We start from the raw sequence: 26,367 nt of genomic DNA, 5'->3' as shown, positions 1-26,367 counted from the left end.
CTAAAGCTCAGTAAATTCAGCAAAGTTCAGGGTTTTGGGGGTTAGAGGCATGCTCCGACAAATCTTTTCCCAGGGTCTCTGTTTCCATAAATCCATAAAAGCCATAAAAGAGGGGTCTGGAGGGGGCTGCGTTTGCGCCAGCAGGCCGGAGATCAAGGGCAATACCAGGGAAGGGGCTCAAACTCTGGTGGGAGTTTCTCCCTCTCATAAGGGCTTCTGTTTTATCTTAGGAAGAATCCACCCAGGGATCCCTTAGGTTGTCCTTGGTTGGTATCCCTTTGGCAAGATCCGCTAGCCCAACCCAGGCCATGTTGCCCGTTCGCCCCCGCGAAACTGTTTCCATGTTCACCCGCGACGGGATCCAACTGGACGCGGATGTCTATCGCCCGCAAGGGGAGGGGAGCTACCCGGTTTTGCTGATGCGGCAGCCCTATGGGCGGGCCATTGCCTCGACGGTGGTGTATGCCCATCCCAGGTGGTATGCGGCCCAGGGGTACATTGTGGTCATCCAGGATGTGCGCGGACGGGGAACTTCCAAGGGATCCTTCTACCCTTTCCGCCATGAGGTGGAAGACGGGTTTGACGCCGTCAATTGGGCGGCTGCCTTGCCGGGGAGCAACGGCGTAGTGGGCATGTACGGCTTCTCTTATCAGGGCATGACCCAGCTGTATGCGGCTTCTACCCGTCCCAGCGCCTTGAAGGCCATCTGCCCGGCGATGCTGCCTTACGATCTCTATGCCGATGCCGCTTACCCAGGGGGGGCCTTTGCCTTCTACAACAACCTCAGTTGGGCCTTGCAACTGGAGACCGAAGGGGCGCGTCTCAGGGGGGATGCCAATGCCTACCAAGCGCTTTTGAAAGCTGCCCGCAATCTCCCCCTCTACGACCCTATCCCCCTCAAGCCGGGGGTGTTGCAGCAGTATGCCCCCCAGTCCTATTACTTCGACTGGCTGGAGCACAGCGAGCCGGATGAATACTGGCGCAAGCTCTCTCCCCGTCTAGAGGTGGTGGATCTGCCGATGCTACACATTGCCGGCTGGTTTGACAGCTACCTGAGTGGTAGCCTGCGCCTCTACAAGGAAATGAGCGCCCGCAGCCAGAACCCTCAATACCTGATCATCGGCCCTTGGATCCATCTCCCTTGGGGGCGCAAAGTGGGGGCGTTGGACTTTGGCCCAGAGGCTGTCAGCCCCATCGATTGCCTGCAGGTGCGCTGGTTTGACCAGTTCCTCAAAGGCAAAGATACAGGGATCCTCCAGGAGCCGCCGGTACGCCTGTTCGAGATGGGATCCAACCGCTGGCGCGGCTTTGATGCTTGGCCTACCCCTGAGCCAAAAGCTTTTTACCTACACAGCACCGGCTTGGCTGCCCTTTCAGAAGCAGAGGGATCCCTTCGCCCTGAACCCTCGCCGACGCAACAATCGGATACCTTTGTTCACGATCCCTGGCGACCGGTGCCGGCCTTGGGGGGCCACCTAGTTCAGCCTGCCGGGCCGCAAGAGCGCTCCGCCCTCGACTGCCGCACCGATGTCCTGACCTATACCACTCCGCCGCTGCAAGCCGAGCTGGTTCTGGTCGGGGACATTGCTGTGGAGGTGTACGCGGAGGCCGACAGCCCCAGTTTCGATCTTTGCGCTGTGCTCTCGGTGGTAAGGCCCGATGGGCAGGTGTATAACTTTTCCCAAGGCTATTGTCGCCTACGGGATCCCCAGCCCAGTACCCCCATTCTGATTCCCTGTCAGCCCACCTGTATTCGCATTCCTTGCGGTCATGCTCTGCGCCTCAGCCTTAGCGCGGCTTGTTTTCCGGCCTATCCTGTCAACACAGGCACGGGAATGCGGGAAGAGCGGCTGATTGAGGCCCGCATTCTCACCATCACTCTCCGCAGCGGTGGCGAGACGCCTTCGCGGCTGCACCTGCCCATGGCTTGAAGCCAAGAAGAGACCAAGCTTCGGGATCCCGTTTGCAATCACCCCTTACAAAGAGACACCAAACGTTAGGATAGAAACAGGCAGGGCAAGGGAACACCATGTTGCAAGACCCAAAGTTGATCCGGCACTATCAGGCTTTGACCGATGCTCTGGTGGATACCTGGCAGCGGGGCTACCGGCGCACCGATGAGCTACGTCTGCTGGTGGATGGCTACCTGCTGGCCTTGCGAACTGGCAAACAATTGGAGCCCTTCGAGATCTATCGCATTGAGGACGAGGTCAACCGCTTCCTCTACGATCCGTCCAACTTCATAGATCCGGAATTGGAGCCAGAGGCGGAGCCGATGCGGGGTTATTGATTTTGTGAATCCCTGTTGGCGATCCCTAGAACAGGTGGGGCAAAGTTTTGATTCCAACCTTTTCTGATCTCCCCTCGCCCCTTGGGAGAAAGACTAGGGGGGAGGGCGCTGACTGAGTTCTGGTTTTGTCGAGCATCTTGCGCCTGGTAGGCTGAGAGGGATCGATTCGTTCCTGATTCCAGTCGTATCGGTTCTATGGCGGTTTGGGATAGGGTGATGACCTCCCGGCATCTGCCCCTGCTGGGATCCGGCTTGGGCTTGGGGGTAGCCCTGATCCTCTGGTACGGGGTGTTTGGCTACCACGTGCTGCAGATTGGCCTCTGGCTGCTGAGCATCCTGCTGGTGGGGTTGTATTGGGCGCAGTTTTCCCCGGCTCAACCCCCTTGGGATCCGACGCGGCTGCGCTGGCAACAGGAGCTGTTGCACCTGGGGCTGTTGGTGTTGGTCTTTGCCCCGATCTACCTCTACGACCTGCCCAACATCCCTTTTCAGATCAATACTGACGAGATTGTGATCACCTCCATGGCCCGTCGCGCCTCAGGGGTGCGCTATCCCGATATCTTTGGGCTGATGCCGGAGTATTTCTATTTCCCCCGCTTCATGTTCAGCCTCTTCGGCGGCCTGACGCGGCTGATGGGGGGAGTCACGCTGCTCAATGTGCGCACGGTACATGCCGCCTTCGGGGTCGTCACCATTCTGGTGGCCTACGGGTTTTTTCGGGCATTTTGGGGATCCCGTCTGGCCTTGGCCGGGGCAGCCCTCTTGGGATCCAACCATGCCCTGCTGGCTATTAGCCGTATGGCGATGCGGGAAAACCTCATTGTCTTGGTAGAGTGTGCAGCCTTGGCCTTGATCTTGAAGGGGGTGCGGGAGAAAAACCCCCTGTTGCTCTATCTGGGGGGAGGAGCGGCGGCTTTCTCCCTCTACGGCTATTTGCCGGGGCGGGTGGTGATCCTGCTGGGGTTGCTGTTTGGAGTTCTGTACCTGCTCCTGGGCCGGGAGGATCTCCGAGGAGAAAACAAGCAAGCTAATCCCCTCTGGGTCCTGGCTAAGCTGACGGTGCCCGCGGCGCTGGGCTTTTTTCTGGTGGCTGGGCCCATTCTGGTGGCCACGGTCACAGCACCTGCGGTGAGCGCCGAGTACTCTCGCCAACAATTTCTCTTTTTCCCGGAAGGGCGGGCGTTACAACAGATGTGGGTGAATGCGGCTACGCCAGAGGAGGCGGTCTGGCGCAACATCTTCAACGGCCTGAGTATGTTCAACGACCCCGGCCAGCACGACCGCGGCTACATCTATCCCAACTACGGCCATGCTTTTGTGGATCCCTTGACGGGGGCTTTGATCTGGCTGGGGCTGGGATCCGGCCTCTACCGCCTTTTCAAGAAGCGCAGCCAGCCCCACGACTGGCTCTGTATCGGCAGCTTCCTATTTCTCTACCTGCTGTTTAGCTTGGCCATCACCAAAGCCCCCAACTACACCCGCCTGCTGGTCATTCTGCCCTTCGTGGCCTACCTCACCCTAGAAGGGATCCAGGTGCTCCTGCGGGCGCTGAGCGGTCTTCTGGAGTGGGCAGGATCTCAGGCAAGAGGTTGGTTGCTAGCGGTGGCGATGGGGGGCGCGATCCTGGCGATTGGGGGATGGAACTTGGCAATCTTCGGAGATTTTGTCTTCAAGGGCTGGACTCAAGGCAATGATGTGGGGGCTACCGGGCGCTATGTGGCAGCTCGCCAAGGGGATCCCGACTACCGCTTCTATCTGGCGGCTAGCACTGCCTACCCCTATTTCAGCTGGGGAGAGCCTATCTACTGGCAAAGTTGGATTCAATTTTTTGCTGGGCCGGAGCAGGAGGTGAAGGTTTTTTCCCCAGAGACGTTGCCCGGCCAAGACCTAGAACCGCCGTTTACCCTGTTCACGAATGAGGCAGTATGGGATCAGCAGGGGGCAGAGCTGCAACGGCGCTTTCCCAAGGGGCAGTTGCATCGGATCCCTGCCGAGCGGGGGCTATGGGCCTTTGAGGTGGCGGATCCCTAGAGCTCCCCCCCTGGTTTGGCCAACCCACTGTTCGCGGGACGGAGTCCTTTCGCGTCAGCGGGACGGAGTCCTTTCTTTTTACCAGGCTAAAAGTAGCTGAAAGCACACTATGCAGATCCAGAGCCGCCAACAGTAGAAGAAGTAGAAGAAGATGATAGCGTTCCAGGGATCCCAGACGTGCGTTTTGATGCCTACGACCCGGGCGAGGGGTTTTACGACGAGCTGTTTTTGGGGCGTAACCAGCCCCGTCCTGAGGCGATCCCGTTGATTGAGCGCATTCATTCTCTGGAAGAAGGGGAACTGCAGCAGCGGCAAGCGGCGGCGCAGGCGGCCCTCTTTCAAATGGGGGTGACCTTCAACGTCTATGGCGATAGCCAGGGCACAGAGCGGATTTTCCCCTTTGACATTATTCCCCGTATCGTCTCGGCTTCCGAGTGGCAGCGGCTGGAGAAGGGCCTTAAGCAGCGCATCCACGCCCTCAACCTGTTCATCGACGATGTTTATCACGACCAGAAAATCCTCAAGGATAGGGTGATCCCTGCCGAGCTGATCGAGACGGCCAAGGGATTTCTGCGGCCCTGTGTGGGGCTCAACCCACCGGGGAGAATTTGGTGCCACGTCACCGGCACCGACTTGGTGCGGGATCGGGACGGAACTTGGTACGTGCTGGAAGACAACCTGCGCTGTCCGTCGGGAATCTCCTACGTGCTGGAAAATCGGCGGGTGATGAAAAGCACCTTTCCCTCCCTGTTCAACACAATGGGGATCCGCCCGGTGGACGATTACCCCAGCCACTTGTTGGATACTCTGCTCTACCTGGCGCCGCCGCAACTGGCCAATCCAACGGTGGTGGTGCTCACCCCCGGCATCTACAACTCCGCCTACTTCGAGCATTCTTTCCTCGCCCAGCAGATGGGGGTGGAGCTGGTGGAAGGACGGGATCTGGTGGTGGCAGATGGCTATTTGCAAATGCGCACCACCAAGGGGCTGCAGCGGGTGGATGTGATCTACCGCCGTATCGACGACGACTTCATCGATCCGCTGGCCTTTCGCCCCGATTCTCTACTGGGGGTTCCGGGCCTGTTTGAGGTTTATCGGTCAGGGCGGCTGGCGATTGCCAACGCTTTGGGAACAGGGGTGGCGGACGACAAGGTGATCTACGCCTATGTGCCGCAGATGATCCGCTACTACCTGGGAGAAGAGGCCATTTTGCCCAACGTGCCCACCTACCTCTGCTGGGATCCTAAGGATCAGGCGTACGTACTGGAAAACCTGGACAAGCTGGTGGTGAAGGCAGCCAACGAGTCGGGTGGCTACGGCATGTTGATGGGATCCCAGGCCACACCGGAAGAGCGGGCTGCTTTTGCCGAGAAAATCCGCGCCCAACCGCGCAACTACATCGCCCAACCCACCCTGTGCCTTTCTCGCGTGCCCACCTTGGTGGATCGGGGAGAAGGCCCCTGTCTGGAGCCCTGTCATGTGGACTTGCGGCCCTACATCCTCTATGGCAAGGACATTTATGTTCACCCAGGGGGGCTGACCCGCGTCGCCCTCAAGAAGGGATCCCTGGTGGTGAACTCCTCCCAGGGGGGCGGCAGCAAAGATACCTGGGTGCTCTGTGTGGATCCCGGCTGTTGAGAGACGGCTGGCAAAATAGGCTCAAAGTCGCTCGCCCGAACCTCTGCTCCACCGGCCAAAGCGGCTGGCATGTTGAAGCGCCAGATCCACGTAGTGCTGAGCGTGAAGGCGCAGTTGCTCGACCTCTTCCTCGGTGAGGGTGCGGATAACCTTGGCCGGGATCCCTACCGCCAAAGAGTGGGGTGGCACAGACCGGGTGACCACTGCTCCAGCTCCCACCATGCTGCCTGCCCCGATGGTGACCCCGTTCAAGATAATGGCCCCAATCCCGATCAGACATCCCCCCTCGATGTGGGCACTGTGGATGACCGCTCGATGGCCTACGGTCACTTCCTCGCCAACCAGGGTCGGCTGTCCGGGATCCCCGTGCAGGATGGCTCCATCTTGGATGTTGCTGCGGCGGCCAATGACAATGGGCGAGAGATCCCCCCGCAAGATGGCCCCGTACCAGATGCTCACCGCTTCCGAAAGATGGACATCGCCGATCAGTGTGGCATTGGCGGCAATAAAGGCTGCCTGGTCGATCCCTCTCGGCTGCTGCTCTAACCCCACTTTCCAAACGCCCTTGGCAACGGCTTCCATTTCCCCAATCCTACTGCTACCGGGGGTGCGGCAATTCCAGACCTGCCCCAGCGCTCCGCGCCGCCTCCAGTCCCAGAAAAAGAGAGGAGCCAGGGATCCAGAAAATCAACCCGTCCCTTTGCTCCTGTTTCACCATTGTCAATCCATTGCACAATAGCAATGAGATATAAGCAACACATTTGGCTCATTGTCGATAGCTGTGGAAGCGTTCGTTAGATTAATTTCTAACTCTTGTAGGAGAGGGGCTAGGGGTGAGGGATTTTAGCTAAGCCTGCCGTTGCAGCAGGGGAGAGGATTCAGACGGTTGCAAGGGGCGAATGGCAAAGAAAGTTTCGTAGATGCAATCGCCAACGTGGTTCATTTGTAGCTGCAATTTGTCGAGAAACTCATGTAAGCCCTGCTCCATAATGTCGTCGATGGTCAGGTAGTCCAGCTCAGAACGCAGGCGGCCCAAAGCTCGCTCGCTGGGATCCCGCCAAGTATCGGCTGGGGTGCCGGTGATCTGGTGCAGGGATCGATCCGCATGAATAAGACAAAACTGAATGGAGCGGGGAAATTGCCGATCCAAAATCAGGAAAGAGGCCACCTCTCTGGGATTGATGCGGTGCTGGCGGCTGTATTTCCGGTACATTTCATAAGCACTGGCCGACTTCAGCAAAGCAATCCACTGCAACTCATCCAAAGCCGTACCCACATACTGCAGAGAGGGCAGCAAAATAAAATACTTAACATCCAAAATGCGCGCCGTTTTGTCCGCCCGCTCCAAAAGACGGCCAATCTGGCCAAAGTGCCAACCTTCCCCGTGGGTCATGGTGGCATCCATCACCCCGGCGAATAGGTGGCTGGCCAGTTTCACTTCCGTGAAGAAATCGTGGAGCTGACTCAGGTGGGGGCCTTGCTGAGCTGCTTCTTTGACCATCAAATAAAAGCGGTTGACCCGCTCCCACATTTCTGAAGAAATGACCTCCCGCACAGAACGGGCATTTTCTCGCGCCAGCCGCAAACAGGAAAGGATGGAGTTGGGGTAATCCCTATCAAAAGCCAGGAACTGGATGACCGTTTCTTGGGTCGCCTGGCCATAACGCTGGTAAAACAGCTCCTGATCCCCGGTGGTGTAGACGATGGGATCCCACTGCTGGGCGGGACCGCTGGGCAAGTCTAGGATGAGGTTGAGATTGACATCGATGAAGCGGGCGATGTTCTCGGCGCGCTCCACGTAGCGGTTGAGCCAGTAGATGGAATCGGCCACCCGACTCAGCATGCTGTTGCCTCCTCTGGAGTGTCTTGTCTCTGCGCTCCGTTCAAACCCAGCAGGCGGAGCAGCCGCCGCACCTTCACCAGCAGCACCCCCGTCAGGCCGGTCAAGATCCACCCCATCCACTCGGCTGCAGTACCCAGATAGCGCACCTGCACGCGATGATCCCCTGGTGGGATCCGCACCTGCAACAGCCCCACTCCGCTGTGCTCAGCAGACGTGAGGCGACCATCCACCTGTACCCGCCAAGCAGGGTAGTAAAAAGTGCGCAGGACTACCCATTGATCCTGATCGGTGGGGTTAACGGCCCGAAAACGACGGTAGCCATAGCGCCACTGCTCCACTTCCAACAGTGGCTCCAGATTGCCTTGCTCTTGTCCAAAATCCACTACGTCCCCCTGCCACCGCAGCAGCGGATCCACCTCTGGGGGCGGCATGGGCAGGGTTGCTTGGCGAGGTCGGTACTCCAGCACATCCACCAGCGCCAGCCCGTCGGGAAAGCGCCAGTGCATGTGGAGAAAAGCAATGCCCGGTCGCTCCTGGGGCTCATTGGGAAATGGCTTGGCGGCAGACAGCTCTTGAAAAGTCTGGATGGTTTGCGGGTCAAACCAGGCTCTGGACAAGACCTGCCAGCCCTGCCAGCTTTGTATCCCCATTGCCAGACCTATCCCCACAATCAAGAGGATCCTCCAGCCCTTTTGCCCCCACCCCCAGGCGGCCAGGGATCCCAACAGCCAGGGCACGGTTACCGCCGTCACCGCCATCCAGCGCCAAGAAAACTGAATGCGGCGCAGGGGCAAAACCCACTCGTAGAGCCAACCCAGCAGATCCGTCATCATCAGCAAGGCCACCAAGCTGGCCCCCAAGCTGTAGAGCAGGATGGCTTTGGCCAGGGGAGCAGAGGATTCTAAGGCACCATGGGACTCCGTCTCGCCAGCGCGAACGGAATGGATCGGGGTCATCCCCCTTGTCCTGCGGGCCAGCCATTCCCAGAAAACCAGGATCCCAGCACCCAAGACAACGGCCACCATCCAGATCCAGTACCCCACCAGGCCGCTCTCAAACCAGTGCTGCGTCAGTTGTGGCTGGAGCCGGGTCAGCCCACTCACCATCAAACGATGTTGGGGCATGTACTCTTCGACGAAATTGACGAAGTCCACCTGGACAAAGCGCTGATCCCAAAAGGCTGGCAGCAGATAAAACGCCGTCCACCCCAGCCCCAGCCCAAACCCCAAGTAGCAGCGCCCCACCCTGGGCCAGAGGGGATCCCAGCGGCCCAGCACCCAAGGCAGAGGCAGCCAAGTTAGCGTAAAGACCAGCAAAGTGGGCAAGTGAGATAGGGCCAACAGGCCGTAGCTAATGGCTAAGGCCACAATCGGCCAAAGGGACTGGGGCCGGCAGATCACCTGGACTGAGGCCCAGAAAATCCAGGGAGAGACAGCAATGGCCCACACTTCCCCCATTGCCCCCCGTTGGTAAATATCCACCAGCCAATAGGGGCCGGCCATACCCGCCAGAGCCAAAACCAGAGCCCAAGCCCAGGGGATGAGTTGCCGGAGAAGGGCATACAGCCCTGTCCCGAAGACCGCCATTGCCAAGCCCATGCTGGCCACCAAAGAGGTGGGCATGTCCAGCCCCAGCAGGCGAAACGGCAGAGGGGCCACCATGCACAGAGGGGGGTAAAAGGCAAAGGTAGGATTGCCGTAGCCGAAGTTGGAATACTCCAGCCAGCGGGGGTAGAACTGCCCGCTGAAAAACTGTCGCTGATACTGAAAGGCCCAACTGAGGTTGAAGTGGGTGGAATGAGTGATGGGATATCCCTGGTGCAGCATGGGCCAGAGCAGCACCACGACTCCCACCAGCAACCCTATCCCAACACCCCTCTCCGGTTGGCACAACGCTTTTAGCATTTCTCGGCGTTGTCCCCATCCTCTACCTCGAAGGGCCCAGACTTCCCCCCATACTTGCGCAACAGCCGGATGTTTTCGATCACCATCGTCTTTTCCAGGGCCTTGGCCATGTCGTACAGGGTGAGGGCGGCCACGGAAACAGCCGTCAGAGCCTCCATCTCCACCCCTGTTTGGGCGTTGGTTTTTACTGTAGCGGTGATCAGAAAGCCGGGCAGATGGGGATCCGGATCCAGATCCACAGTGACGCTGCTCAAGGGGAGAGGATGACACAGCGGGATCAGATCGGCGGTGCGCTTGGCAGCCATGATCCCGGCCAGCCGGGCTGTTTCCACCACATTCCCTTTGGGCCCTTGACCGGCCAAGATGGTCTGCAAAGTCGTTTCTGACATGCGTACCTGTCCTTGGGCAGTGGCCAAGCGGGCAACCATGGGCTTGTGTCCCACTTCCACCATTTGTGCTCGGCCAGAGGCGTCCAGGTGGGTGAGGGCTTGCCCAACAAAGGACTCTGTCCTGCTGGCGCGACTAGAACTCGAATCCGATGGCACCCCGGCCTCCCACAATCCTTGAGAGCTGAAGAGTTGGCTTAGGCTCCGATGAGGTCGGCAAATCGGCAACCAGACCCGCAGGGACTTGACAACTAGTAGCGAATCCAGGCATAGGCGGCATCAGAGAGCACCGGCACCTCGGCGTAGTGGCCGCGAATGTTTTGCACCCAGGCGTAGACGGTGATGGCAATCACCCCCAAGAGAGCCGTGGTGGCCAAAATGCTGACCATCGCTGCCAGGCCAAGGTTGCCGAAGAGTATGCCAAACGCCTGCATCAGCACCTGCACCAAGAACAAGGCAATGTTGAGCAAGAGCGCCTGGATGGTGTTGAAGCGAACAAAATGGGCTACGCGGGTGTTGCGGATCACCAGGAACAGCAGAGCCAAAAACACCCCCATTCCCAGCCAGCCCGTGGCCAGGGGCACCAGACGAAACAGAGGCGCAAAAATGGGGATCAGCCCTGGCAGAGATTGAAACAACCCAGAGGGCAAAAAGCCCAAGGGCAGAGCCGATACCAAAGGCAAAAGGTAGGGAAGGGATCCCCACAGCCGATTGATGGGAGTGATGTCGCCGCGCCAGGTCATAATCCGCCGATCCCCATAGGTGCAATGGTTACTGGAGCTGGCTTGTCGGTGCGCTTCTGGGATCCCCGCAAGCTACAGGTCGGAAAGAGAAAGCAACACCCAAGCCTTGGGCCTATTGTAGTCGATGGATTTGGGTGGCTCAACGCGCTTGGCCGCAAGCCGGCTTCTGCTTTCCAGTGAGCAGAAAAACTCGAGGCCAAAACGTTCAGAGTGAGCGCTCCGATGAATCCAGGCTGATATAATCAACGGCAAATTCTGGCTGCATCACCGGTTTTTCAGGTTCTCTACATTTTTCAGCTTCCACCATGAAGATTTCATTGTCTCCCGCTGCTGGCGTTGTCGGAGCTTTTGTCTGGCAAGTTTGGTCTGGGCTGATGGGTTTTCTCAACGACCGTCTGTTGCCGGAGCGCTATCACATTCGGCCCGAAGCTTTGCCGGAGTGGATTGCCCAGGTGTGGGCAGGCTATCTGCGCTATCGGGAAGCCTCTCGTCCGGGGGCGATCCAGTTTCGCGGCTTGACGGTGGATCCCAGCCGAGATCTGCGCTCAGCTCACCTCGGATCCCGTCCGCTCCGCTACCGCGGCTGCCCCATGGAGACGGTTGCCCGACCTGGGGATCCCTCTCCTGCCGTCCAACCCATCCCTGAAAAGGCTTTTGTGCCCCCCTACTGGAAACTCCTCAATACGCTGCGCTTGAAGTTGAGCCTGGCCGATATTGATCGCTACCCCGTCACTCCGGCCCTGCAGCGGGTTTACCGCGGTCAAGAGTTCTGACAGCGCTCTGCTCCTTAGCGGCAATGGGGTGTTGATGCCGGGGATCCCTGCAGTGGGTGGGGATCCCTTTTTGGACTTTGTTCGCGACAGCGGGACGGAGTCTCCGGATTGGACTTGTAGGTTTGGGTGCGGGTGGTTTCTCCTGAGGGGAAAGCTGAGAAAGACTGCAAAAAAACTTAAGGTCACTTTCCCGCTGGGGGATAAGAGCCCCTACAGTGGATAAAGAAGAACATGGTGCTCCGCACCGCCAACGCAATGAGCCTTGTTATGTCCAAAAGCGGCATGCTCCTACTGAACTTGGGGGGGCCAGAGACCCAGGCTGATGTGCAGCCCTTTCTTTACAATCTGTTTGCCGATCCCGAGCTGATCCGGCTGCCGTTTCCCTTCTTGCAGCGGGCCTTTGCCTGGGCCATCTCCACACTGCGGGCCGAAAAATCCCGCCGCAACTACGCGGCCATTGGGGGGGGATCCCCCTTGCGGCGCATTACTGCTGAGCAAGCGCGAGAACTGCAGGCCCACCTGGTGGCTGAGGGCTATGACGTGCCGGTGTATGTTGCCATGCGCTACTGGCATCCGTTGATCGAGTCGGTGGTGCAGCAGATCAAGTCGGATGGGATCACCCGCTTGGTGGTGCTGCCGCTCTACCCGCAGTATTCCATCAGCACGACGGGATCCAGCTTTAAGCTGCTGGATCGGCTCTGGGCTGAAGATCCGGAGCTGGCATGCATCGAGCGCTGCCAGATCTACTCCTGGTACGATCAGCCTCAGTACGTGCAGGCGATGGCCAGAGCAATTCGGGAACAGTTGGATGGATTTGCCGAGCCCGAAGGGGTGCATGTGCTGTTCAGCGCCCATGGCATTCCCGAAAGCTATGTCACCGAGGCCGGGGATCCCTACCAACGGGAAATGGAAGCCTGCGTGCGGCTGATCTGGAAGCAGGTGGGACGCCCCAATGACCACACCCTCTCCTATCAAAGCCGGGTGGGTTCGGTGCGGTGGCTGCAACCCTATACCGAACGGGTCATCCTGGAGTTGGGATCCCAAGGCGTGAAACAGTTGCTGGTGGTGCCGATTAGCTTTGTGTCGGAGCACATCGAGACCCTGCAGGAGATTGACATCGAGTATCGGGAACTGGCCCATCGAGCTGGGATTGCCGATTTTCGCCGTGTGCCCGCCTTAAATACCGACCCTCTGTTCATTGCCGGCTTGGCGGCGCTGGTGCGGCCTCATCTGCTCACTCCAGGCTTGGCAGCTCCTGCCTTTGTCCCTGCTGCTGTGGGCAGCTCGCTGCTGGAGCGGTAGGGAAGAACGCCAGGCATTTCATTGTTGCTCTGCTCATTGTTGCTCTGTAACGCTGACGCGACCAGACGAGGACGCTGACTTCATACCCCCAGAAGCGTTCTCCTACCACCCCAGGTGTCTCATCTTCATGGAGTTTTGACTGGGAATGACCCTAAGCCTGAGCGAAGCCTTGCTGACGAAGTGGCTGCTGACCTATTTTTACCAACGGCTGCCTTTCCCCCAAGAGTGGCTGCCGCAGAAAAGCTATTGGGTAGGGGGATCCCTGCGGGATGCTTACCTGGCTTGGCTGCAGGGCCGTGCTGCTGGGGATCCCGCTCGCGACGGTGGGATGGAGTCCTCAGCGTCGGTGGATTTGGACCTGATGTGCGCTGTGGATCCCGTGGGCTGGGCAGCGGCAGTGGCACGGCGGTTGGGGGCGGGCTTTGTGGTGTTGGATCCCGAACGGCAGATTGCCCGCATTGTGTTGGCAAAGTTGACCGTGGACGTGGGGCTGCAGGCGGGATCCACCCCTGAGGCGGATCTGGAGCAGCGGGACTTCACCTGCAATGCCCTGGCCTTGGATCTGCAAAGGGAGCAACTGCTGGATCCCACGGGCGGACAAGCCGATATTCGCCAGAGCCGGATGCGCATGGTACACCCCGACAACCTCAGTGCCGATCCGGTGCGGCTGTTGCGGGGTTATCGACAGGCGGCTCAGCTGGGGTTTGGGCTGGATCCGGCTACGCAAGAGGCAATCCGGGAGCGGGCTCCCCTTTTGGCGAATGTGGCGGCAGAACGGGTGCGGGCAGAGGTAGTGGCCCTGTTGGAGGCAGGGATCCCAGGGCTGGCTCACCTACAGGCGGCGGTGGCGGCGGGGTTGCTGCAGGCTTGGCTGCCCCACCTGAAGCCGGAAAGTCCGGGCTTCCCTCAAGCTCAGGCCGTGTGGGAGTGGGCCGGGCGCTGGCAACCGCTCTATCCCCGCACGCTGGCAGAGCTGGCCCAGCCCTTGACATCCTCACGCGAAGGGCGCGGCAGGCTGTTGGCAGTGGTGCTGGCGGCCTTGTTGTGGGATCCAGCGGGAACTGAGGACTCTGTCTTGCTGACGCGAACGGCAGAAAGGGTGGAAACCGAGCTGGAGCGGCTGCGCTTCAGCCGAGCGGAAATGCGGGCCATCCAAAAGCTACACCATCTTCTGCCTCAGCTTCAGCTTCTCCTGACGGACTCCCCCACCCCTGCGCAACAGTGGCGGCTTTACCAACAGGCGGGATCCCTGTTCGGCGGCTTGGCGCTGTTGGCGGTGGCTACGGGCGGCGACCCTCAAAAGCTGGAGTCTTGGCTCAAACGCTACGAAGACCCCCAGGATCCCCTGGCCCATCTGGTGCCCCTGCTGGATGGCCGCGATCTGCTGCACAGCTTGGGGGCCAAACCCGGCCCCTGGGTAGGCCAGTTGCTGCAAGACCTCCAGGAGGCGCAGGCTTGGGGGCAGATTCAAACTCGTGCCGAGGCGCTCTCTTTTGCCCGCCGGTGGCGTGGCCAGCAAAAAGACTAGCCGAAGCGATAGCCGAAGCCGCGCACCGTCACCAAATACTCTGGGTTGCTGGGATCCAGCTCCAATTTTTCCCGCAGCCAGCGGATATGTACATCGACGGTCTTGCTGTCGCCCATGAAGTCGGATCCCCAGATGCGCTCCAGAAGCTGTTCCCGCGTCCAAACGCGGCGGGGGTTGGACATAAACAGCTCCAACAGGCGAAACTCTTTGGGGGAAAAACTCACCTCGACGCCCCGCACCAACACGCGGCACTCCTGGGTAAACATACACAGATCCCCGTAACGGAGCACCGTGGCATCGCTGGCTTGGGCCAGTTGTTGCCGGCGCAACACCGAGCGACAGCGGGCGATCAGCTCCCGCATACCAAAGGGCTTGGTCAGATAATCGTCGGCCCCCAGTTCCAAGCCCACCACCCGGTCGGTTTCGCTACTTTTGGCCGTCAACATCAAGATGGGAATCGTGTTGCCCTCCCTGCGCAGCAGCCTGCATAGATCCAAACCGTTCAAGCTGGGCAACATCAAATCCAGGATCATCAAATCCAGCCGCTCAGCCGTATGTACCACCTCAAGGGCTTGCCGACCATCAGCGGCCTGTAAAACTTGATATCCCTGTTCTTCTAAAGCCAGGGCAACCGTTTCCCGAATGGCATCCTCGTCATCCACCACCAGCAGGGTCTCCAGATGGGAAGCAGCTTCCTTGGCTTGAGGAAGTGGACCGGTCATGGAGAGGGTTGCTTCCATACAGAACTCCGTTGCGCCTGCACGCAAGTGCTCCGCACCGCCGTCACGAACGCGGAAGCGTCACGTAGCGATAACAGCCTCACAGGGTGAGAAGGGCAAGTGCCGCCACCTTCAACAGCAGCCCCCCGATAGGATATCAAACTTCCAGGGCAGGCCAATAAAGAGAACAGGGGCGGACTGACTTGCACAGGGCCTTGAGACGGCGAATGGAACCGAAAGGATTCCAAAAACCTGCAATTCAGGATGATTGATTTAAGATCTCTAATGTGGAGCCGCCCCTACCCACGCCTCATGGTGCTCTGCACCCCTCCCGCGAACGGCAACTCACGCTTTAAGGACTCCGTCCCGCTGTCGCGATTGGCCGGAAACCGGTTATGTCTGCTTCCCCTTCTGCACTCTGGGCCACTGGCGGAGCCATTCTGCGGCTGTTGCGCTGGCACAAGCCGGCAGGGCGACTGATTTTGATGATCCCGGCGCTGTGGGGAGCTTTTTTGGCCGGACGGGGAACGCCCCCTTGGCCGTTGGTCGGGATCATCATTTTGGGCAGCCTGGCTGCCAGTGGGGCAGGCTGTGTCATCAACGATCTTTGGGATCGAGATTTGGATCCGCTGGTGGAGCGCACCCGCCATCGCCCGTTGGCCAGCCGGGAGTTGACCGTTGGCGTCGGGATCCTGATGGCGGTGGTGAGTTTGGCCTGTGCGGCAGGGCTGGCGCTGTTTCTCAACCCGGTTAGCCTTGCCCTCTGTGTGGCGGCGGTGCCGGTGATCCTGCTCTATCCGGGGGCCAAGCGGGTGTTTCCGGTGCCGCAGTTGGTGCTGGCTCTGGCGTGGGGATTTGCCGTGCTCATCAGTTGGACGGCGGTGAGCGGCCAAGATGCCAACACACCCCTGTGGGAAGAGGGGCTGGGCTGGCTGTGGCTGGCCACGGTGTTGTGGACACTGGGATTTGATACCGTCTATGCTCTTGCGGATCGGGAGGACGATGAGCGGGCCGGGATCCATTCCAGCGCCCGTTTTTTCGGGCAGCGGACGCCGACGGCGGTAGGGCTATTTTTTTTGGGCACTGCCATCGCGCTGTTGGGGGTAGGCCTCAGCCTACGGTTGCATGGAGTTTATTTTGTCAGCTTGGCCATCGTCACTGTCCTCTGGGGCCGGCAAACCTGGCAGCTCCACCAAAGGAATGCCTCTCCCACCTTGTACCTGGCCATCTTCGGCCAAAATGTGGTGCAAGGGTTTATTCTGCTGGCGGGGATGATCGGCGGATCCCTGCTGGCCTGAGGGATCCCCTGGCCTCTCGCATGGCCAGATGCCTCTCTGAAGAACGCCTTGCCCCTCAGCCGACGCTGGGGCTGCCTCTTTGGGAAGGGATCCCGACAAATCTCCGGACTGGCAGGAATCGGCCCAGGGCCATGGGCAAACGGTAGAATGAGACGATTAATTGCAGGATCCCAGCCTCCGATGGCCCCACTGAGCAGCGGTGAGCCTCCCTATGACATTCTTATTCTCTCAAACGGCCCTGGAGAGCTGACCACCTGGGTGCGTCCGGTGGTGATGGAATTGCGCCAGCAACTGCCTCAGGCACGCCTCTCCCTGGTGCTGTCCCCCTGCCCCCATGCTTCCGGGCAAGAGATGAAGATAGCGCAAGCGTTCGTCGACGTGGATCGGGTGCAGGATCCCGATTTTTTTCTGGCTTTTTTGCTTACTGGCCAAACCGAAGAAGCCTGGAATTGGGCCAAGCGAGGGGTGGTGCTGTTTCTGGGGGGGGATCAGTTTTTTGCCGTCTGGATTGCTCGCCGCTTGCGCTATCGGCTGGTGGTCTATGCTGAGCATCAACCCCGTTGGCGGCCTTGGGTACATGCTTTCGCCGTGCGAACCGAGGCAATCAAACGCCGCTACGATGGCGGACGGCTGCTGGGCCACCCTTGGGCCCACAAAATGCACGTTGTCGGGGATTTGATGGCGGATGGCGTAGCCAGCGCTGTCTATTTGCCGGGGGTGCCCCTTTCCGGCTGGCTTGGCAGCAGATCTCCTGCCGCTGCCTCCAAACCCACGGCAGGCTTTTCTTCCCCAACCCAAGCCTTTGGCCTGCTCCAAGATGCATCTCCCAGCTCCATCGGCGAGGGGGAGCCTGTAAGAACTGCGCCAGAGAGAGTGGGGAACCGCTTCACCGATCGCGTAAGCGGGCCGGAGGCCTTTCGCGTAAGCGGGCCGGAGGCCTTTGAAGAATTGCTACCGCGCGGCTGGCAGCGTCTGAGCGATGAGAACCGCACCCACTATCAGGTGGGGCTGCTCCCAGGCTCCAAGCCAGCCAAGCTCTCCTTGGGGGTGCCATTGGTGTTGGCTGTGGCCGATGAGCTGCGACAGATGCTGCCGAATGTCCGCTTTGTGATCCCGGTGGCCCCAGGACAAACCCCCCAGTCGTTGGCAGCCTATGCTCATCCCAGGCTCAATCCCGATATGGCTTTGATCTATGGCACCTCAGCCATTCTGGAGCAGACCAATCTGGGATCCCAGTTTGTTACCCCCTTTGGCAGCACGGTGCAATTGTGGACAAGCTTCCCTGCCTATTCTGTGCTGGCCAACTGTGATCTCTGTCTGACCACCATTGGCGCCAACACCGCCGAGCTGGCCTATTTGGGGGTGCCGATGGTTGTGGTGATCCCTACCAACAAGCTGGAGGCAATGCGCGCCTGGGATGGGATTCTTGGCCTGTTGACCCGCCTTCCAGGCTTGGGCACTTGGCTGGCCCGCGCCGTCAACAGAATTGCTCTGCGTTGGCTAGGTCACTTGGCTTGGCCGAACATCTGGGCGGGGCGAGAGGTGGTGCCAGAGTTGCGGGGCCATTTGCGCCCGGTGGCCGTGGCCGAGCAAATGCGAGTTCTGTTGGAAGATCCCCAGCGCCGTCAGCAAATGCAGACAGAACTGCAGCGGCTGGGGGGAAGGCCGGGAGCCGCGCAAGCCATTGGAGAACTGGTGGCTCAGCAGTTGAGTAAAGGCTAGGGCAGAAGGCAATTTGCTTGAGCTCGACCCAGTGGAGAGTTGCGCGAGGAGCTCCCTTGGCGCGATTGGAGATCTCTCCTTGCTGCCGGCAAAAAGTGCTAAAAGGGGAGTGGAGGTTCCTAAACGGAGACCATTCATGCTGACGGAGGCCGAGCAGTCGGCGGTGGAAAGCCCCAAAACGGGGGAGGGCAATTCTCTCCCTGCTGGCAAGCCGGAGCCAAAACTGGGGTTCTGGCAGCAATTTTGGGAGGATGTTGATTGTGTCTTCGATCGGGATCCGGCAGCACGCAATCGCTGGGAGGTCATCTTCACTTATCCCGGTGTGCATGCTCTGTTTTTGCACCGCATCGCCCACTGGCTGTGGAAACGGCGCTGGTTTTTCCTAGCGCGGCTGCTCAGCTTCTTGGCTCGTTCTTTCACATTGATTGAAATCCACCCGGCAGCCAAGATTGGGCGGCGCTTTTTCATTGACCACGGCTGTGGGGTGGTGATCGGTGAGACGGCAGAAATTGGTGATGATGTTACCCTCTACCACGGGGTCACCTTGGGGGGTACCTCTTGGAACAAGGGCAAACGTCATCCCACCCTGGAAAACGGGGTGATTGTCGGCACGGGGGCCAAGATTCTGGGGCCGGTTCGCATTGGGGAAAAAGCTCGTATCGGAGCCAACGCGGTCGTGATTCAGGATGTAGCTCCCGGCATGACGGTGGTTGGGATCCCAGGCCGTGCGGTCATCCCGCCCCATCAGCGCCGCATCCCCGCCCATGGCATTGACCTGGATCACCATCTCATGCCTGACCCAGTGGGACGGGCTATCGAACAGTTGCTGCACCGTATCCAAGATCTGGAAGCCCAGGTGGCCCGCCTTAACCGGGAGCGGGAACAGGTCCGGCAGGATCAGGTGAGAGGCGAAGCAGAATATTCCTGATCCGTCCTGCTGATGCGAACGTTCGACTGCTTCGTTTATGGGTGATGGCGGTAGCTGTAGGGTTATCTGTTAGTGCTTGATCTAAAATGGTTCGGAAGTTGTCTGTTAAAATCATCACGGTTTAGGCAATGTGTAGAGTTATCTAGTGAAACAGTGGGTTGATTGAGCATGAGCCTGGAAACTATTGCTTTGATAGGGGTATTAACGCTACTGACAGCAAGTTTAGGGACTGACTTTTTCTGGGTTGTTGTAGTTAAACAAGCTTTTCAGCGCATCAGCGACCAATCTCTTCTGGAGGTAATGGGTAATATTCACTTACAATCTGCCAAGTTTATGCCCGTTGTTTTTCTGGCTATGCTTGCCTGTGCCGTTATTTTGAATGTAGTTTCAAGTTCTCGCTCAGAGCCGTATTTGTTGAGAATCGGGTTAATCAGTTTGGCTGTGTATTTCGCATTGGTTTTCATTGGTTCTGTTCCGATAAATAACACTATCGTATCGATGTTGAACGGTGCTGGATCGCAATTCACCATTCGAGAATTACAGGGTAGATGGGATATGCTACTTTGGTTCCGTTTATTCAGTATTTTGGTCTCTTACTGGTCATTTCTTCACTACGCATTGAATCCAAAGGTGAAGTCTTTTTAGTCAACTAAACCGAAAAGTTAGAGACAGCGCGCAGTCGAACAATTCGGTTGCAGCGGACGGTTGGGAGATATTGGTGGGGGGCAAAGGTTACTTGTCGCCGCTGAACCGAGCCGATCTGAAGATTTGTCTGAACCAGGTGGCTGGACAAGAGGGTCCAGCTTTCGGGGTATGCTGTGAGAGCGCTGGCCAGCTTTTTCCTCTGAATCTCTATTGGGTAACGCCGTCCGATGTCCCTTGTTGCTCCGCAACCCTGTCGCGAACAGGATTCTGTACCGTTGGCTTTGTTGAGTGTATCCGACAAAACCGGACTGATCCCGCTGGCCCAGTCCCTCGTGCAAGAGCATGGCTTTCAACTGCTCAGCAGTGGGGGAACCGCCAAGGCGCTCTCAGAAGCTGGGATCCCGGTCACCCCTGTCTCTGCCCACACTGGCGCGCCGGAAATCTTGGGGGGAAGGGTGAAGACGCTGCACCCCCGCATCCACGGCGGCATTTTGGCCCGCCTGGAATGCAGCGAAGACCGGGCAGACCTAGAGGCGCTGGGGATCCCTCCCATCCAACTGGTGGTGGTCAACTTCTACCCTTTTGAACAGACAGTGGCCCAGGCAGGAGTGTCTCTGGAGGAAGCTTTTGAGCAGATCGATATCGGCGGGCCCACTTTGGCGCGGGCGGCAGCCAAAAATTATCCCCACGTCACGGTGCTGACGGATCCCAGCCAGTACCCCCAGTATTTGCAACTGCTCTCCGGGGCCTATGGGGAAACAGAGCGGCTGGCGTTTCGCTTCCAGTGTGCTCGTCGGGCCTTTGAGCAGGTACTGGCCTACGACCGCGCCATCGTCACCTACCTGGCTCGCCTGGAGCTAGCAGGTCCCTCCCAGTCCTCCGCAGCTGCCGCTGAAGACAGGTTTCAACTGCAAGGGATCCTGTGGCAACGCCTGCGCTACGGGGAAAATCCCCATCAAGCTGCCACTTGGTATGTGACGGATCCGGCTGCCCCCGGCTGGCACCGGGCTAAGCAGTTGCAGGGGAAGGAGCTGAGCTACAACAACCTGCTGGATCTGGAGGCGGCCCGTGCCCTGGCGGCAGAGTTAACCTTGTTACTCCGCAATGCTGATGCGACGCGGCCCACTGACGGGAAGGGCTCTGTGTCTTCTGGCTCTGCTCGGAGGGAGTTCTTGCAACCTGAACAAGCGGTGGCGGTGGTGGTTAAGCACAACAACCCCTGCGGGGTGGCCATTCGCCCATCGCCGGCTGCCGCCCTCGAGGCTGCCCTGGCTGCTGATCCAGTTTCGGCCTTTGGGGGCATCGTCGCCCTCAACCAACCCTTGGACGCAGAGACCGCCCGACGGCTGGTGGAGCCTTTTTTGGAGTGTGTGGTGGCTCCCGATTGCACTCCAGAAGCGGCTGAGCTACTGTCAGTCAAAAAGAACTTGCGGGTCTTGATCTTGCCGGACTTGTGTGTGGGGCCTGCCCAAACAATCCGCACCCTGGCCGGGGGCTTTCTGGTGCAGGATGCCGACTCACCTGTTGTGCCGCAACGCTGTCGCGACCAGGGACTGACGCAAACCGACAGCCCCCCCTCTTGGCAAGTGGTCACCCAACGCCAGCCCACCCCCGCAGAATGGGCAGATCTGGAATTTGCCTGGATAGTCTGCAAACATGTGAAATCCAACGCCATTGTCGTCGCCAAGCAGAGGCAGACGCTCGGCGTCGGAGCCGGACAAATGAATCGGGTGGGAGCAGCGGAGATCGCTCTCCAGCAGGCGGGATCCCAAGCAGCAGGAGCTGTTTTGGCCAGCGATGGCTTCTTCCCCTTTGCCGACAGCGTGGAGATGGCTGCCCAAGCAGGGATCCGCGCCATCATCCAGCCGGGGGGGAGCATCCGCGATGCCGATTCCATTGCTGCTGCCAACGCTGCCGGTATTGCCATGGTTTGCACCGGCATACGTCACTTTCTGCACTGAGCCCGCCTTTCTGCTCAAGAGAGAAATCTTCCCAAGAGAGACAAAGAGTAGGGAGTATCCTCAACTTTAGGGCAACCCCCAGGCTCTGGCCCGCTCTGCCAGCCAGCCCTCAGCCCGCAAATTCTCCAGTTCTCGGCGCACCCGCAGCCGCAATTCGGCGTGCTGCAGCCCCTTGGGCATGGCAATGCCCAGCCCCACCGTTGCCAAGGGGGATCCCAGAAATTGAAACTGTTGCTCCGCAGCGCTTTCGCGACGGGGATGCTCTGCTAGCCACCCTGCCAGCACCGAGCGATCTGCTGCCCACCCCTGCACCGCCCCTTTCAGGAGCAGTTCCGCCCCTTCTCGGTAGGAATCGACAGGCACCAACTCCACCCCTGGCAGGTATCGATTCAGCAGGGGAATGGCGCTGGAACCGCGCAAGACTGCAACGCGACCGCCCCGCAAGTCCGACCAGCTTTCCCAGTTGTGGGAACGAGCCACAACCAAGCTGGGGCCATCCTGATAGTAAGCAGAAGTGAACTCCACCTGGCGCGCCCGATCCGGGGTAATGCCGATCTGAGCAATGGCCAAATCCACCTGGCCGTCAGCCAGCACCTGCAGCCGCTCTACATTCGAGACCGGCACCAACTCCACAGCCTCTGCCGAGTCCAACAGCCGGGATCCCAGCTCACAAGCCAGCTCGATCTCAAACCCCTGCAGATCCCCTTGGGGAGTGCGAAACCCCAGCGGCCTCAAGTTGTCTTTTACGGCAACGCGCAGCCGTCCAGAATCCACAATCTCCGGCCAAGGACGAGCCACAGTAGGGATCCCTCTCCCCAGGCAGGCGAGGGCCAGAATGGCTGCCAGGAAGGACTTCTGGATAGCCGTCGGAACCTCCTCAGGAGGCGCGAGACTGGCGCGCTGCCTCCACCACCTGGGTAAAGGCCTCTGGATCCAGGAAAGCCAAGCGGGCCAACATTTTGCGGTTGAGCTGGATATTGGCTTTTTTGAGACCATCGATGAACTCGTGGTAACGCAGGCCCTGGGCACGGGTGGCCGCGTTGATGCGGGTAATCCATAGGCGACGAAAATCCCGCTTCTTGCGACGGCGATCCCGGTAGGCGCTGCGCAAAGCCTTCATCACCTGCTGGTTGGCGGTGCGGAACAGCTTTGAACCAGCTCCCCGAAAGCCTTTGGCCAGCTTGAGGATCTTTTTGCGGCGCTTGCGGGCGACATTGCCCCGTTTGACTCTCATGGCAGTAACTCAATAGGAACTTGAACAAACTCAAACTGAAGGGTAGAAGCACTCCGTCCTGCTAACGGGATCGGAACTGCTGTCGCCAATGCCAGCCCCTGAAATCTTCTTGCCGGCGCGAGCGGGATCCCGGCTAGTGGGTGTTGGGCAACATCAGGCGCACATTGACCACATCCCGCTTGTCCACCAGGGCCACACCGGCCAATTTGCGTTTGCGCTTGCTGGTTTTGTGCTCCAGCAAGTGGTTGTGCCCGGCCCTGCGACGCATAAACTTGCCGCTGCCGGTCAGGCGGAAGCGCTTGGCTGCTGCCTTGCGGGTTTTGATTTTGGGCATGATGGTAACCCCAGAATACGCGGGGCCAGAGCTAAAGGTCACAGCCTTCTAGCATAAGCCATAGAAGAACAAGAGGGCAAATGCCAAGGTTCGTCCCGCTGAGGCAAGGGAAAGGGGTCGAGAAACTCTCAGGAGACTGAGTTTTGAGGCTCCAGCAGCAGCACTTGCCAGCGCAGCAAGCGTTGCAGTTGCTCGAAGCTCAGGGGGCACTCTAGGCCAGCCTGGATCTCTTGGACGGTGCGGATCCCGTCCACCTGTTGGAGAAAGGCGAAGGCTTCTTCGCTCAGGGAGATGGCTTCGTAAGCATAGTTGAAAATGCTCCGCCCCGGCCACAGGCCCAGACAGGGGCTGAGGTGGGCAATGGCTGATGCTACACTTTCCGGGCTTGTCCATTCCCAGCGGCGGATGGGGGGCTTACCGAGAAACAGCTCGTAGTGGGCCACCACCGGATCCAGCAGCTCGATCAAGCGATAGCGTTCCGGTTCCGGCAGCTGAGCCGCCTGAGCCAGCAGGGCCTCGTCCTGGCCCAACACCCGTTCCAGCCGCCAAAACTCCGGGTTGGAAAAGCGCAGAAACTGCAGTCCGGAAGCCCGGATTAATTCAAACAGAGTCTCGATGGTGTAGTCCACTTCCTGGGGGTGCAGGTACATATCGGCGAAGCATTCGTCGTCCACGTTCTCGATGGCCCAGCGGGCCCGTTCTTGCTGCTGGATGCGGTTGGTTTCCGGCAAGATCTCGAAAAGGCGGCGGCCCACCTGGAGACCCCTCTGCAATTGCTCCGCCGAGGCGAGGGTCTGGTGTTCAGAACCCGTTACCAGCAGGCGGATGGCCTTTTGCATGAGGCGGATTTCGTGGCGGCCCAGCTCGCCGTATACAAACAGGTGCAAGAGCCCGCCGGGAGCCAATTTGCCGGCCAAAGCCTGCAGCCCCGCTAGCGGATCGGGCAGGTGGTGGAGCACGCCCACGCAGTTGATGAAGTCAAACTGCCCCGGCAGCTGGTCGATGTCGTAGACGTTGAGCTGGCGAAACTGCACCGGCGGTGCCTGGGAAGCTCGACAACGGGCCTCGGCAATCTCCAGGGCGCGGCTGCTCAGATCAAAGGCCCAAATTTCTGCGTTGGGGTTTTGGTGGGCAATGTATTCTGTTCCCACTCCCGAGCCACAGCCGGCATCCAGAATGCGCACCCTGCGCCGACCCGGATGGGATCCCGTACAAAAGGCATGGGCCTGGGGCCAGCTCCAGCGCCAATTCCACCCTGGCGGGGGAACAGTGCCGATGGGCTGCGGGGGGAAGGGGTAGAGCTCGTAGAGCTGCCGCACTTGGTTGAGCACTTGTTCGGCGCTGGGGGAGTTGGGCTGCATGGGCTATCTGTTGGCTGGCTCGGTTACCAGCAAGACTATAGTGACAATATCCCTCCTAAAGCTCCTGCTGGGCCCACTGTCATGAAAGTGCTCCGCACCGCTAGCGCGAACGCTTCTGCTCATCCTCTACAGACCGGCCTCACCTTCGACTGGATCAGGCTGACGGCTGAGCTCAAAAAAATTCTGGATCCCCAGCGGGTGATCAGCAAGCCGGAGGAGCTGCTGGTTTACGAATGCGATGGGCTGGTCAGCTACCGGCAAAGGCCGGCGCTGGTGGTGCTGCCCCGCACAACAGAAGAGGTAGCGCAGGTGGTGAAGCTGTGCAGCCGCTACCAGGTGCCCTTCGTGGCGCGGGGATCCGGTACGGGCCTCTCAGGGGGAGCCCTGCCGGTGGAAAATAGCGTCGTCATCGCCACCACCCTGATGAAGCAGATCCTGGAAATCGACCTGGACAACCGCTGCATGGTGGTGCAGCCGGGCGTTATTAACACTTGGATTACCCAGGCCGTGGCCGCCCAAGGCTACTTTTATGCGCCGGATCCCTCTAGCCAGTCGGTTTGCTCCATCGGCGGCAATGTGGCGGAGAACTCCGGCGGTGTTCACTGCCTCAAGTACGGCGTAACAGCCAATCACATTCTCGGCCTGACGGTGGTGCTGCCGGATGGGGAGGTGGTGTGCTGGGGGGGTAAGCTCCCGGAGATGCCCGGCTACGACTGGGTGGGGCTGTTTGTGGGATCCGAGGGCACCCTGGGCATTGCCACCGAGATTACCCTGCGCTTGCTCAAGGCCCCGGCTCAAGTGCAGGTTTTGCTGGCAGACTTTGACAGTGTGGAAGCGGCGGGATCCACCGTCTCCGACATCATTGCTGCCGGGATCATCCCCGCCGGCCTGGAGATTATGGACAACTTCAGCATCAATGCCGTGGAGGATGTGGTGCAGTTGGGCTACTATCCGCGGGATGCGGCGGCCATTTTGTTGGTGGAGGTGGATGGGCTAGAGCTGGAGGTGGAGGAAGCCGGCCAACAGGTGAGGGCGCTGTGCTTCAAAAATGGGGCGCGACAGGTGCAAGTCGCATCCGACCCAGAAGAGCGGGCGCGGGTGTGGAAAGGACGTAAGGCAGCGTTTGCGGCCATGGGCAAGCTCAGCCCCAACTACTATGTTCAGGATGGGGTGATCCCCCGCAGCCAGCTAGCCTTTGTCTTGAAGGAAATCGAGCGCCTCAGCCGTGAGTACGGTTATCCGGTGGCCAATGTGTTTCACGCTGGCGACGGCAATCTGCACCCCTTGATCCTCTACGACGAGTCGGTGCCGGGATCCCTGGAGCAGGTGGAGAAACTGGGGGGCGAAATCCTCAAGCTCTGCGTGCGCTTGGGGGGCAGCATCTCCGGCGAACATGGCATCGGGGCAGACAAACGCTGCTACATGCCGGAAATGTTTACGCCTGCGGATCTGGAGAGCATGCAATGGGTGCGGCAGGTGCTTGATCCCCAGCACATCGCCAACCCCGGCAAGATCTTTCCCACCCCCCGCACTTGTGGTGAGTCAGCTCACGCCCACAGCCGACCGGAATGGCAAGAGATCCCAGTCTTTTGATTTTGAACGTGATATGCAGTCGTTTCAGGCTAGAGTGAGACGCCTGGGCTACTGCTCGCGCCAGCGGGACGGAGTCCTATCGCGCCAGCGGGACGGAGTCCTATCGCGCCAGCGGGACGGAGTCCTATCGCGCC

At 59.4% G+C, this 26,367-nt stretch carries 23 protein-coding genes; 13 read left to right on the top strand and 10 right to left on the bottom strand.

The annotated features are described in order from the left end of the window. Positions 1-257 precede the first annotated feature (257 nt). The 4 genes from NW838_RS07710 (at position 258) to NW838_RS07695 (ending at position 5,959) form a co-directional block, all read left to right on the top strand. Entirely contained in the window at positions 258-1,931 is a 1,674-nt protein-coding gene (locus NW838_RS07710; protein WP_414355557.1) for a CocE/NonD family hydrolase, read from the top strand. 98 nt (positions 1,932-2,029) lie between these two features. Beyond that, complete coding sequence (locus NW838_RS07705; RefSeq protein WP_011434405.1) at positions 2,030-2,290, top strand: DUF6761 family protein; 261 nt, start codon at positions 2,030-2,032, stop codon at positions 2,288-2,290. 216 nt (positions 2,291-2,506) lie between these two features. After that, positions 2,507-4,321 (top strand): glycosyltransferase family 39 protein, encoded by a 1,815-nt coding sequence (locus NW838_RS07700; RefSeq protein ID WP_414355558.1) that lies wholly within the window; start codon positions 2,507-2,509, stop codon positions 4,319-4,321. Between the two features lie 177 nt (positions 4,322-4,498). Next, positions 4,499-5,959 (top strand): circularly permuted type 2 ATP-grasp protein, encoded by a 1,461-nt coding sequence (locus tag NW838_RS07695; protein ID WP_414355559.1) that lies wholly within the window; start codon positions 4,499-4,501, stop codon positions 5,957-5,959. 21 nt (positions 5,960-5,980) lie between these two features. On the opposite strand, the gene NW838_RS07690 is transcribed toward NW838_RS07695, so the two are convergent. The 5 genes from NW838_RS07690 to NW838_RS07670 form a co-directional block, all read right to left on the bottom strand. Beyond that, positions 5,981-6,541 (bottom strand): gamma carbonic anhydrase family protein, encoded by a 561-nt coding sequence (locus NW838_RS07690; protein ID WP_414355560.1) that lies wholly within the window; start codon positions 6,539-6,541, stop codon positions 5,981-5,983. 265 nt (positions 6,542-6,806) lie between these two features. After that, a complete protein-coding gene (locus tag NW838_RS07685; RefSeq protein ID WP_011429917.1) occupies positions 6,807-7,802 on the bottom strand; it encodes an alpha-E domain-containing protein in 996 nt (331 codons plus the stop codon). Next, the gene (locus tag NW838_RS07680; RefSeq protein ID WP_414427800.1) at positions 7,796-9,655 is read right to left on the bottom strand and encodes a hypothetical protein; all 1,860 of its coding nucleotides are present in this window, start codon (positions 9,653-9,655) and stop codon (positions 7,796-7,798) included. Before NW838_RS07680 ends, NW838_RS07685 begins: the two co-directional genes overlap by 7 nt. A 44-nt stretch (positions 9,656-9,699) precedes the next feature. Beyond that, positions 9,700-10,251, bottom strand: coding sequence for a cyclic pyranopterin monophosphate synthase MoaC (moaC, locus tag NW838_RS07675; RefSeq protein ID WP_414355561.1), 552 nt, complete (start codon positions 10,249-10,251; stop codon positions 9,700-9,702). A gap of 92 nt (positions 10,252-10,343) precedes the next feature. After that, positions 10,344-10,835 (bottom strand): Tic20 family protein, encoded by a 492-nt coding sequence (locus NW838_RS07670; protein ID WP_414355562.1) that lies wholly within the window; start codon positions 10,833-10,835, stop codon positions 10,344-10,346. 305 nt (positions 10,836-11,140) lie between these two features. Here NW838_RS07670 and NW838_RS07665 point away from each other — a divergent pair, with 305 nt between their 5' ends. From NW838_RS07665 to NW838_RS07655, 3 genes are all read left to right on the top strand, one after another. Continuing rightward, a complete protein-coding gene (locus NW838_RS07665; protein ID WP_414427799.1) occupies positions 11,141-11,608 on the top strand; it encodes a hypothetical protein in 468 nt (155 codons plus the stop codon). 267 nt (positions 11,609-11,875) lie between these two features. After that, on the top strand, positions 11,876-12,910 hold the full coding sequence (gene hemH, locus NW838_RS07660) for a ferrochelatase (protein WP_414427798.1): 1,035 nt from the start codon (positions 11,876-11,878) through the stop codon (positions 12,908-12,910). A gap of 145 nt (positions 12,911-13,055) precedes the next feature. Further along, entirely contained in the window at positions 13,056-14,438 is a 1,383-nt protein-coding gene (locus NW838_RS07655) for a CCA tRNA nucleotidyltransferase (RefSeq protein WP_414427797.1), read from the top strand. On the opposite strand, the gene NW838_RS07650 is transcribed toward NW838_RS07655, so the two are convergent. Next, positions 14,435-15,160, bottom strand: a complete 726-nt coding sequence (locus tag NW838_RS07650; RefSeq protein ID WP_414355565.1) for a response regulator — start codon at positions 15,158-15,160, stop codon at positions 14,435-14,437. The genes NW838_RS07655 and NW838_RS07650 overlap by 4 nt on opposite strands. A gap of 392 nt (positions 15,161-15,552) precedes the next feature. Here NW838_RS07650 and NW838_RS07645 point away from each other — a divergent pair, with 392 nt between their 5' ends. The 5 genes from NW838_RS07645 to purH all read left to right on the top strand — a co-directional run bounded on the left by NW838_RS07645 (position 15,553) and on the right by purH (position 21,711). Then, on the top strand, positions 15,553-16,455 hold the full coding sequence (locus NW838_RS07645; RefSeq protein ID WP_414355566.1) for a 4-hydroxybenzoate solanesyltransferase: 903 nt from the start codon (positions 15,553-15,555) through the stop codon (positions 16,453-16,455). 180 nt (positions 16,456-16,635) lie between these two features. Beyond that, positions 16,636-18,177 carry a hypothetical protein gene (locus tag NW838_RS07640; RefSeq protein ID WP_414355567.1) on the top strand — a complete coding sequence of 514 codons (1,542 nt, stop codon included), beginning with the start codon at positions 16,636-16,638 and terminating at the stop codon, positions 18,175-18,177. Positions 18,178-18,313: 136 nt separating this feature from the next. Beyond that, positions 18,314-19,105 (top strand): serine O-acetyltransferase, encoded by a 792-nt coding sequence (gene cysE, locus NW838_RS07635; RefSeq protein ID WP_414331426.1) that lies wholly within the window; start codon positions 18,314-18,316, stop codon positions 19,103-19,105. Positions 19,106-19,273: 168 nt separating this feature from the next. After that, positions 19,274-19,750, top strand: coding sequence for a hypothetical protein (locus NW838_RS07630; RefSeq protein ID WP_414355568.1), 477 nt, complete (start codon positions 19,274-19,276; stop codon positions 19,748-19,750). A 227-nt stretch (positions 19,751-19,977) separates the two neighbouring features. Continuing rightward, positions 19,978-21,711, top strand: coding sequence for a bifunctional phosphoribosylaminoimidazolecarboxamide formyltransferase/IMP cyclohydrolase (gene purH, locus NW838_RS07625; RefSeq protein WP_414427796.1), 1,734 nt, complete (start codon positions 19,978-19,980; stop codon positions 21,709-21,711). 66 nt (positions 21,712-21,777) lie between these two features. On the opposite strand, the gene NW838_RS07620 is transcribed toward purH, so the two are convergent. The 4 genes from NW838_RS07620 to NW838_RS07605 all read right to left on the bottom strand — a co-directional run bounded on the left by NW838_RS07620 (position 21,778) and on the right by NW838_RS07605 (position 24,640). Further along, positions 21,778-22,509: a transporter substrate-binding domain-containing protein gene (locus NW838_RS07620; protein WP_414427795.1), complete on the bottom strand. Its 732-nt coding sequence runs from the start codon at positions 22,507-22,509 to the stop codon at positions 21,778-21,780. A 79-nt stretch (positions 22,510-22,588) separates the two neighbouring features. Beyond that, positions 22,589-22,945, bottom strand: coding sequence for a 50S ribosomal protein L20 (rplT, locus tag NW838_RS07615; protein WP_011434388.1), 357 nt, complete (start codon positions 22,943-22,945; stop codon positions 22,589-22,591). 133 nt (positions 22,946-23,078) lie between these two features. Then, positions 23,079-23,279 carry a 50S ribosomal protein L35 gene (gene rpmI, locus NW838_RS07610; RefSeq protein ID WP_011434387.1) on the bottom strand — a complete coding sequence of 67 codons (201 nt, stop codon included), beginning with the start codon at positions 23,277-23,279 and terminating at the stop codon, positions 23,079-23,081. Positions 23,280-23,407: 128 nt separating this feature from the next. Then, positions 23,408-24,640, bottom strand: coding sequence for a class I SAM-dependent methyltransferase (locus NW838_RS07605; protein WP_414355571.1), 1,233 nt, complete (start codon positions 24,638-24,640; stop codon positions 23,408-23,410). A gap of 81 nt (positions 24,641-24,721) precedes the next feature. On the opposite strand from NW838_RS07605, the gene glcD reads away from it, so the two are divergent. Continuing rightward, positions 24,722-26,233, top strand: a complete 1,512-nt coding sequence (glcD, locus tag NW838_RS07600; protein WP_414427794.1) for a glycolate oxidase subunit GlcD — start codon at positions 24,722-24,724, stop codon at positions 26,231-26,233. The last annotated feature ends 134 nt before the right edge of the window (positions 26,234-26,367 follow it).

It is taken from the genome of Synechococcus sp. R55.2 (genome assembly GCF_047462075.1).
Classification (GTDB): domain Bacteria; phylum Cyanobacteriota; class Cyanobacteriia; order Thermostichales; family Thermostichaceae; genus Thermostichus.
The sequence above is the reverse complement of the archived record's forward strand: the minus strand, read 5'-3'. Positions and strand labels throughout refer to the sequence as shown.

Bases quoted from the DNA above. Each gene is read 5' to 3' on its own strand.
- rpmI (WP_011434387.1), bottom strand. From the start codon at position 23,279: ATGCCCAAAATCAAAACCCGCAAGGCAGCAGCCAAGCGCTTCCGCCTG.
- NW838_RS07685 (WP_011429917.1), bottom strand. From the start codon at position 7,802: ATGCTGAGTCGGGTGGCCGATTCCATCTACTGGCTCAACCGCTACGTG.
- NW838_RS07705 (WP_011434405.1), top strand. From the start codon at position 2,030: ATGTTGCAAGACCCAAAGTTGATCCGGCACTATCAGGCTTTGACCGAT.
- NW838_RS07630 (WP_414355568.1), top strand. From the start codon at position 19,274: ATGAGCCTGGAAACTATTGCTTTGATAGGGGTATTAACGCTACTGACA.
- NW838_RS07645 (WP_414355566.1), top strand. From the start codon at position 15,553: ATGTCTGCTTCCCCTTCTGCACTCTGGGCCACTGGCGGAGCCATTCTG.
- NW838_RS07605 (WP_414355571.1), bottom strand. From the start codon at position 24,640: ATGCAGCCCAACTCCCCCAGCGCCGAACAAGTGCTCAACCAAGTGCGG.
- NW838_RS07640 (WP_414355567.1), top strand. From the start codon at position 16,636: ATGGCCCCACTGAGCAGCGGTGAGCCTCCCTATGACATTCTTATTCTC.
- purH (WP_414427796.1), top strand. From the start codon at position 19,978: ATGTCCCTTGTTGCTCCGCAACCCTGTCGCGAACAGGATTCTGTACCG.
- NW838_RS07655 (WP_414427797.1), top strand. From the start codon at position 13,056: ATGACCCTAAGCCTGAGCGAAGCCTTGCTGACGAAGTGGCTGCTGACC.
- hemH (WP_414427798.1), top strand. From the start codon at position 11,876: ATGTCCAAAAGCGGCATGCTCCTACTGAACTTGGGGGGGCCAGAGACC.
- NW838_RS07650 (WP_414355565.1), bottom strand. From the start codon at position 15,160: ATGACCGGTCCACTTCCTCAAGCCAAGGAAGCTGCTTCCCATCTGGAG.
- NW838_RS07700 (WP_414355558.1), top strand. From the start codon at position 2,507: ATGACCTCCCGGCATCTGCCCCTGCTGGGATCCGGCTTGGGCTTGGGG.
- NW838_RS07665 (WP_414427799.1), top strand. From the start codon at position 11,141: ATGAAGATTTCATTGTCTCCCGCTGCTGGCGTTGTCGGAGCTTTTGTC.
- NW838_RS07690 (WP_414355560.1), bottom strand. From the start codon at position 6,541: ATGGAAGCCGTTGCCAAGGGCGTTTGGAAAGTGGGGTTAGAGCAGCAG.
- rplT (WP_011434388.1), bottom strand. From the start codon at position 22,945: ATGAGAGTCAAACGGGGCAATGTCGCCCGCAAGCGCCGCAAAAAGATC.
- NW838_RS07670 (WP_414355562.1), bottom strand. From the start codon at position 10,835: ATGACCTGGCGCGGCGACATCACTCCCATCAATCGGCTGTGGGGATCC.
- glcD (WP_414427794.1), top strand. From the start codon at position 24,722: ATGAAAGTGCTCCGCACCGCTAGCGCGAACGCTTCTGCTCATCCTCTA.
- cysE (WP_414331426.1), top strand. From the start codon at position 18,314: ATGCTGACGGAGGCCGAGCAGTCGGCGGTGGAAAGCCCCAAAACGGGG.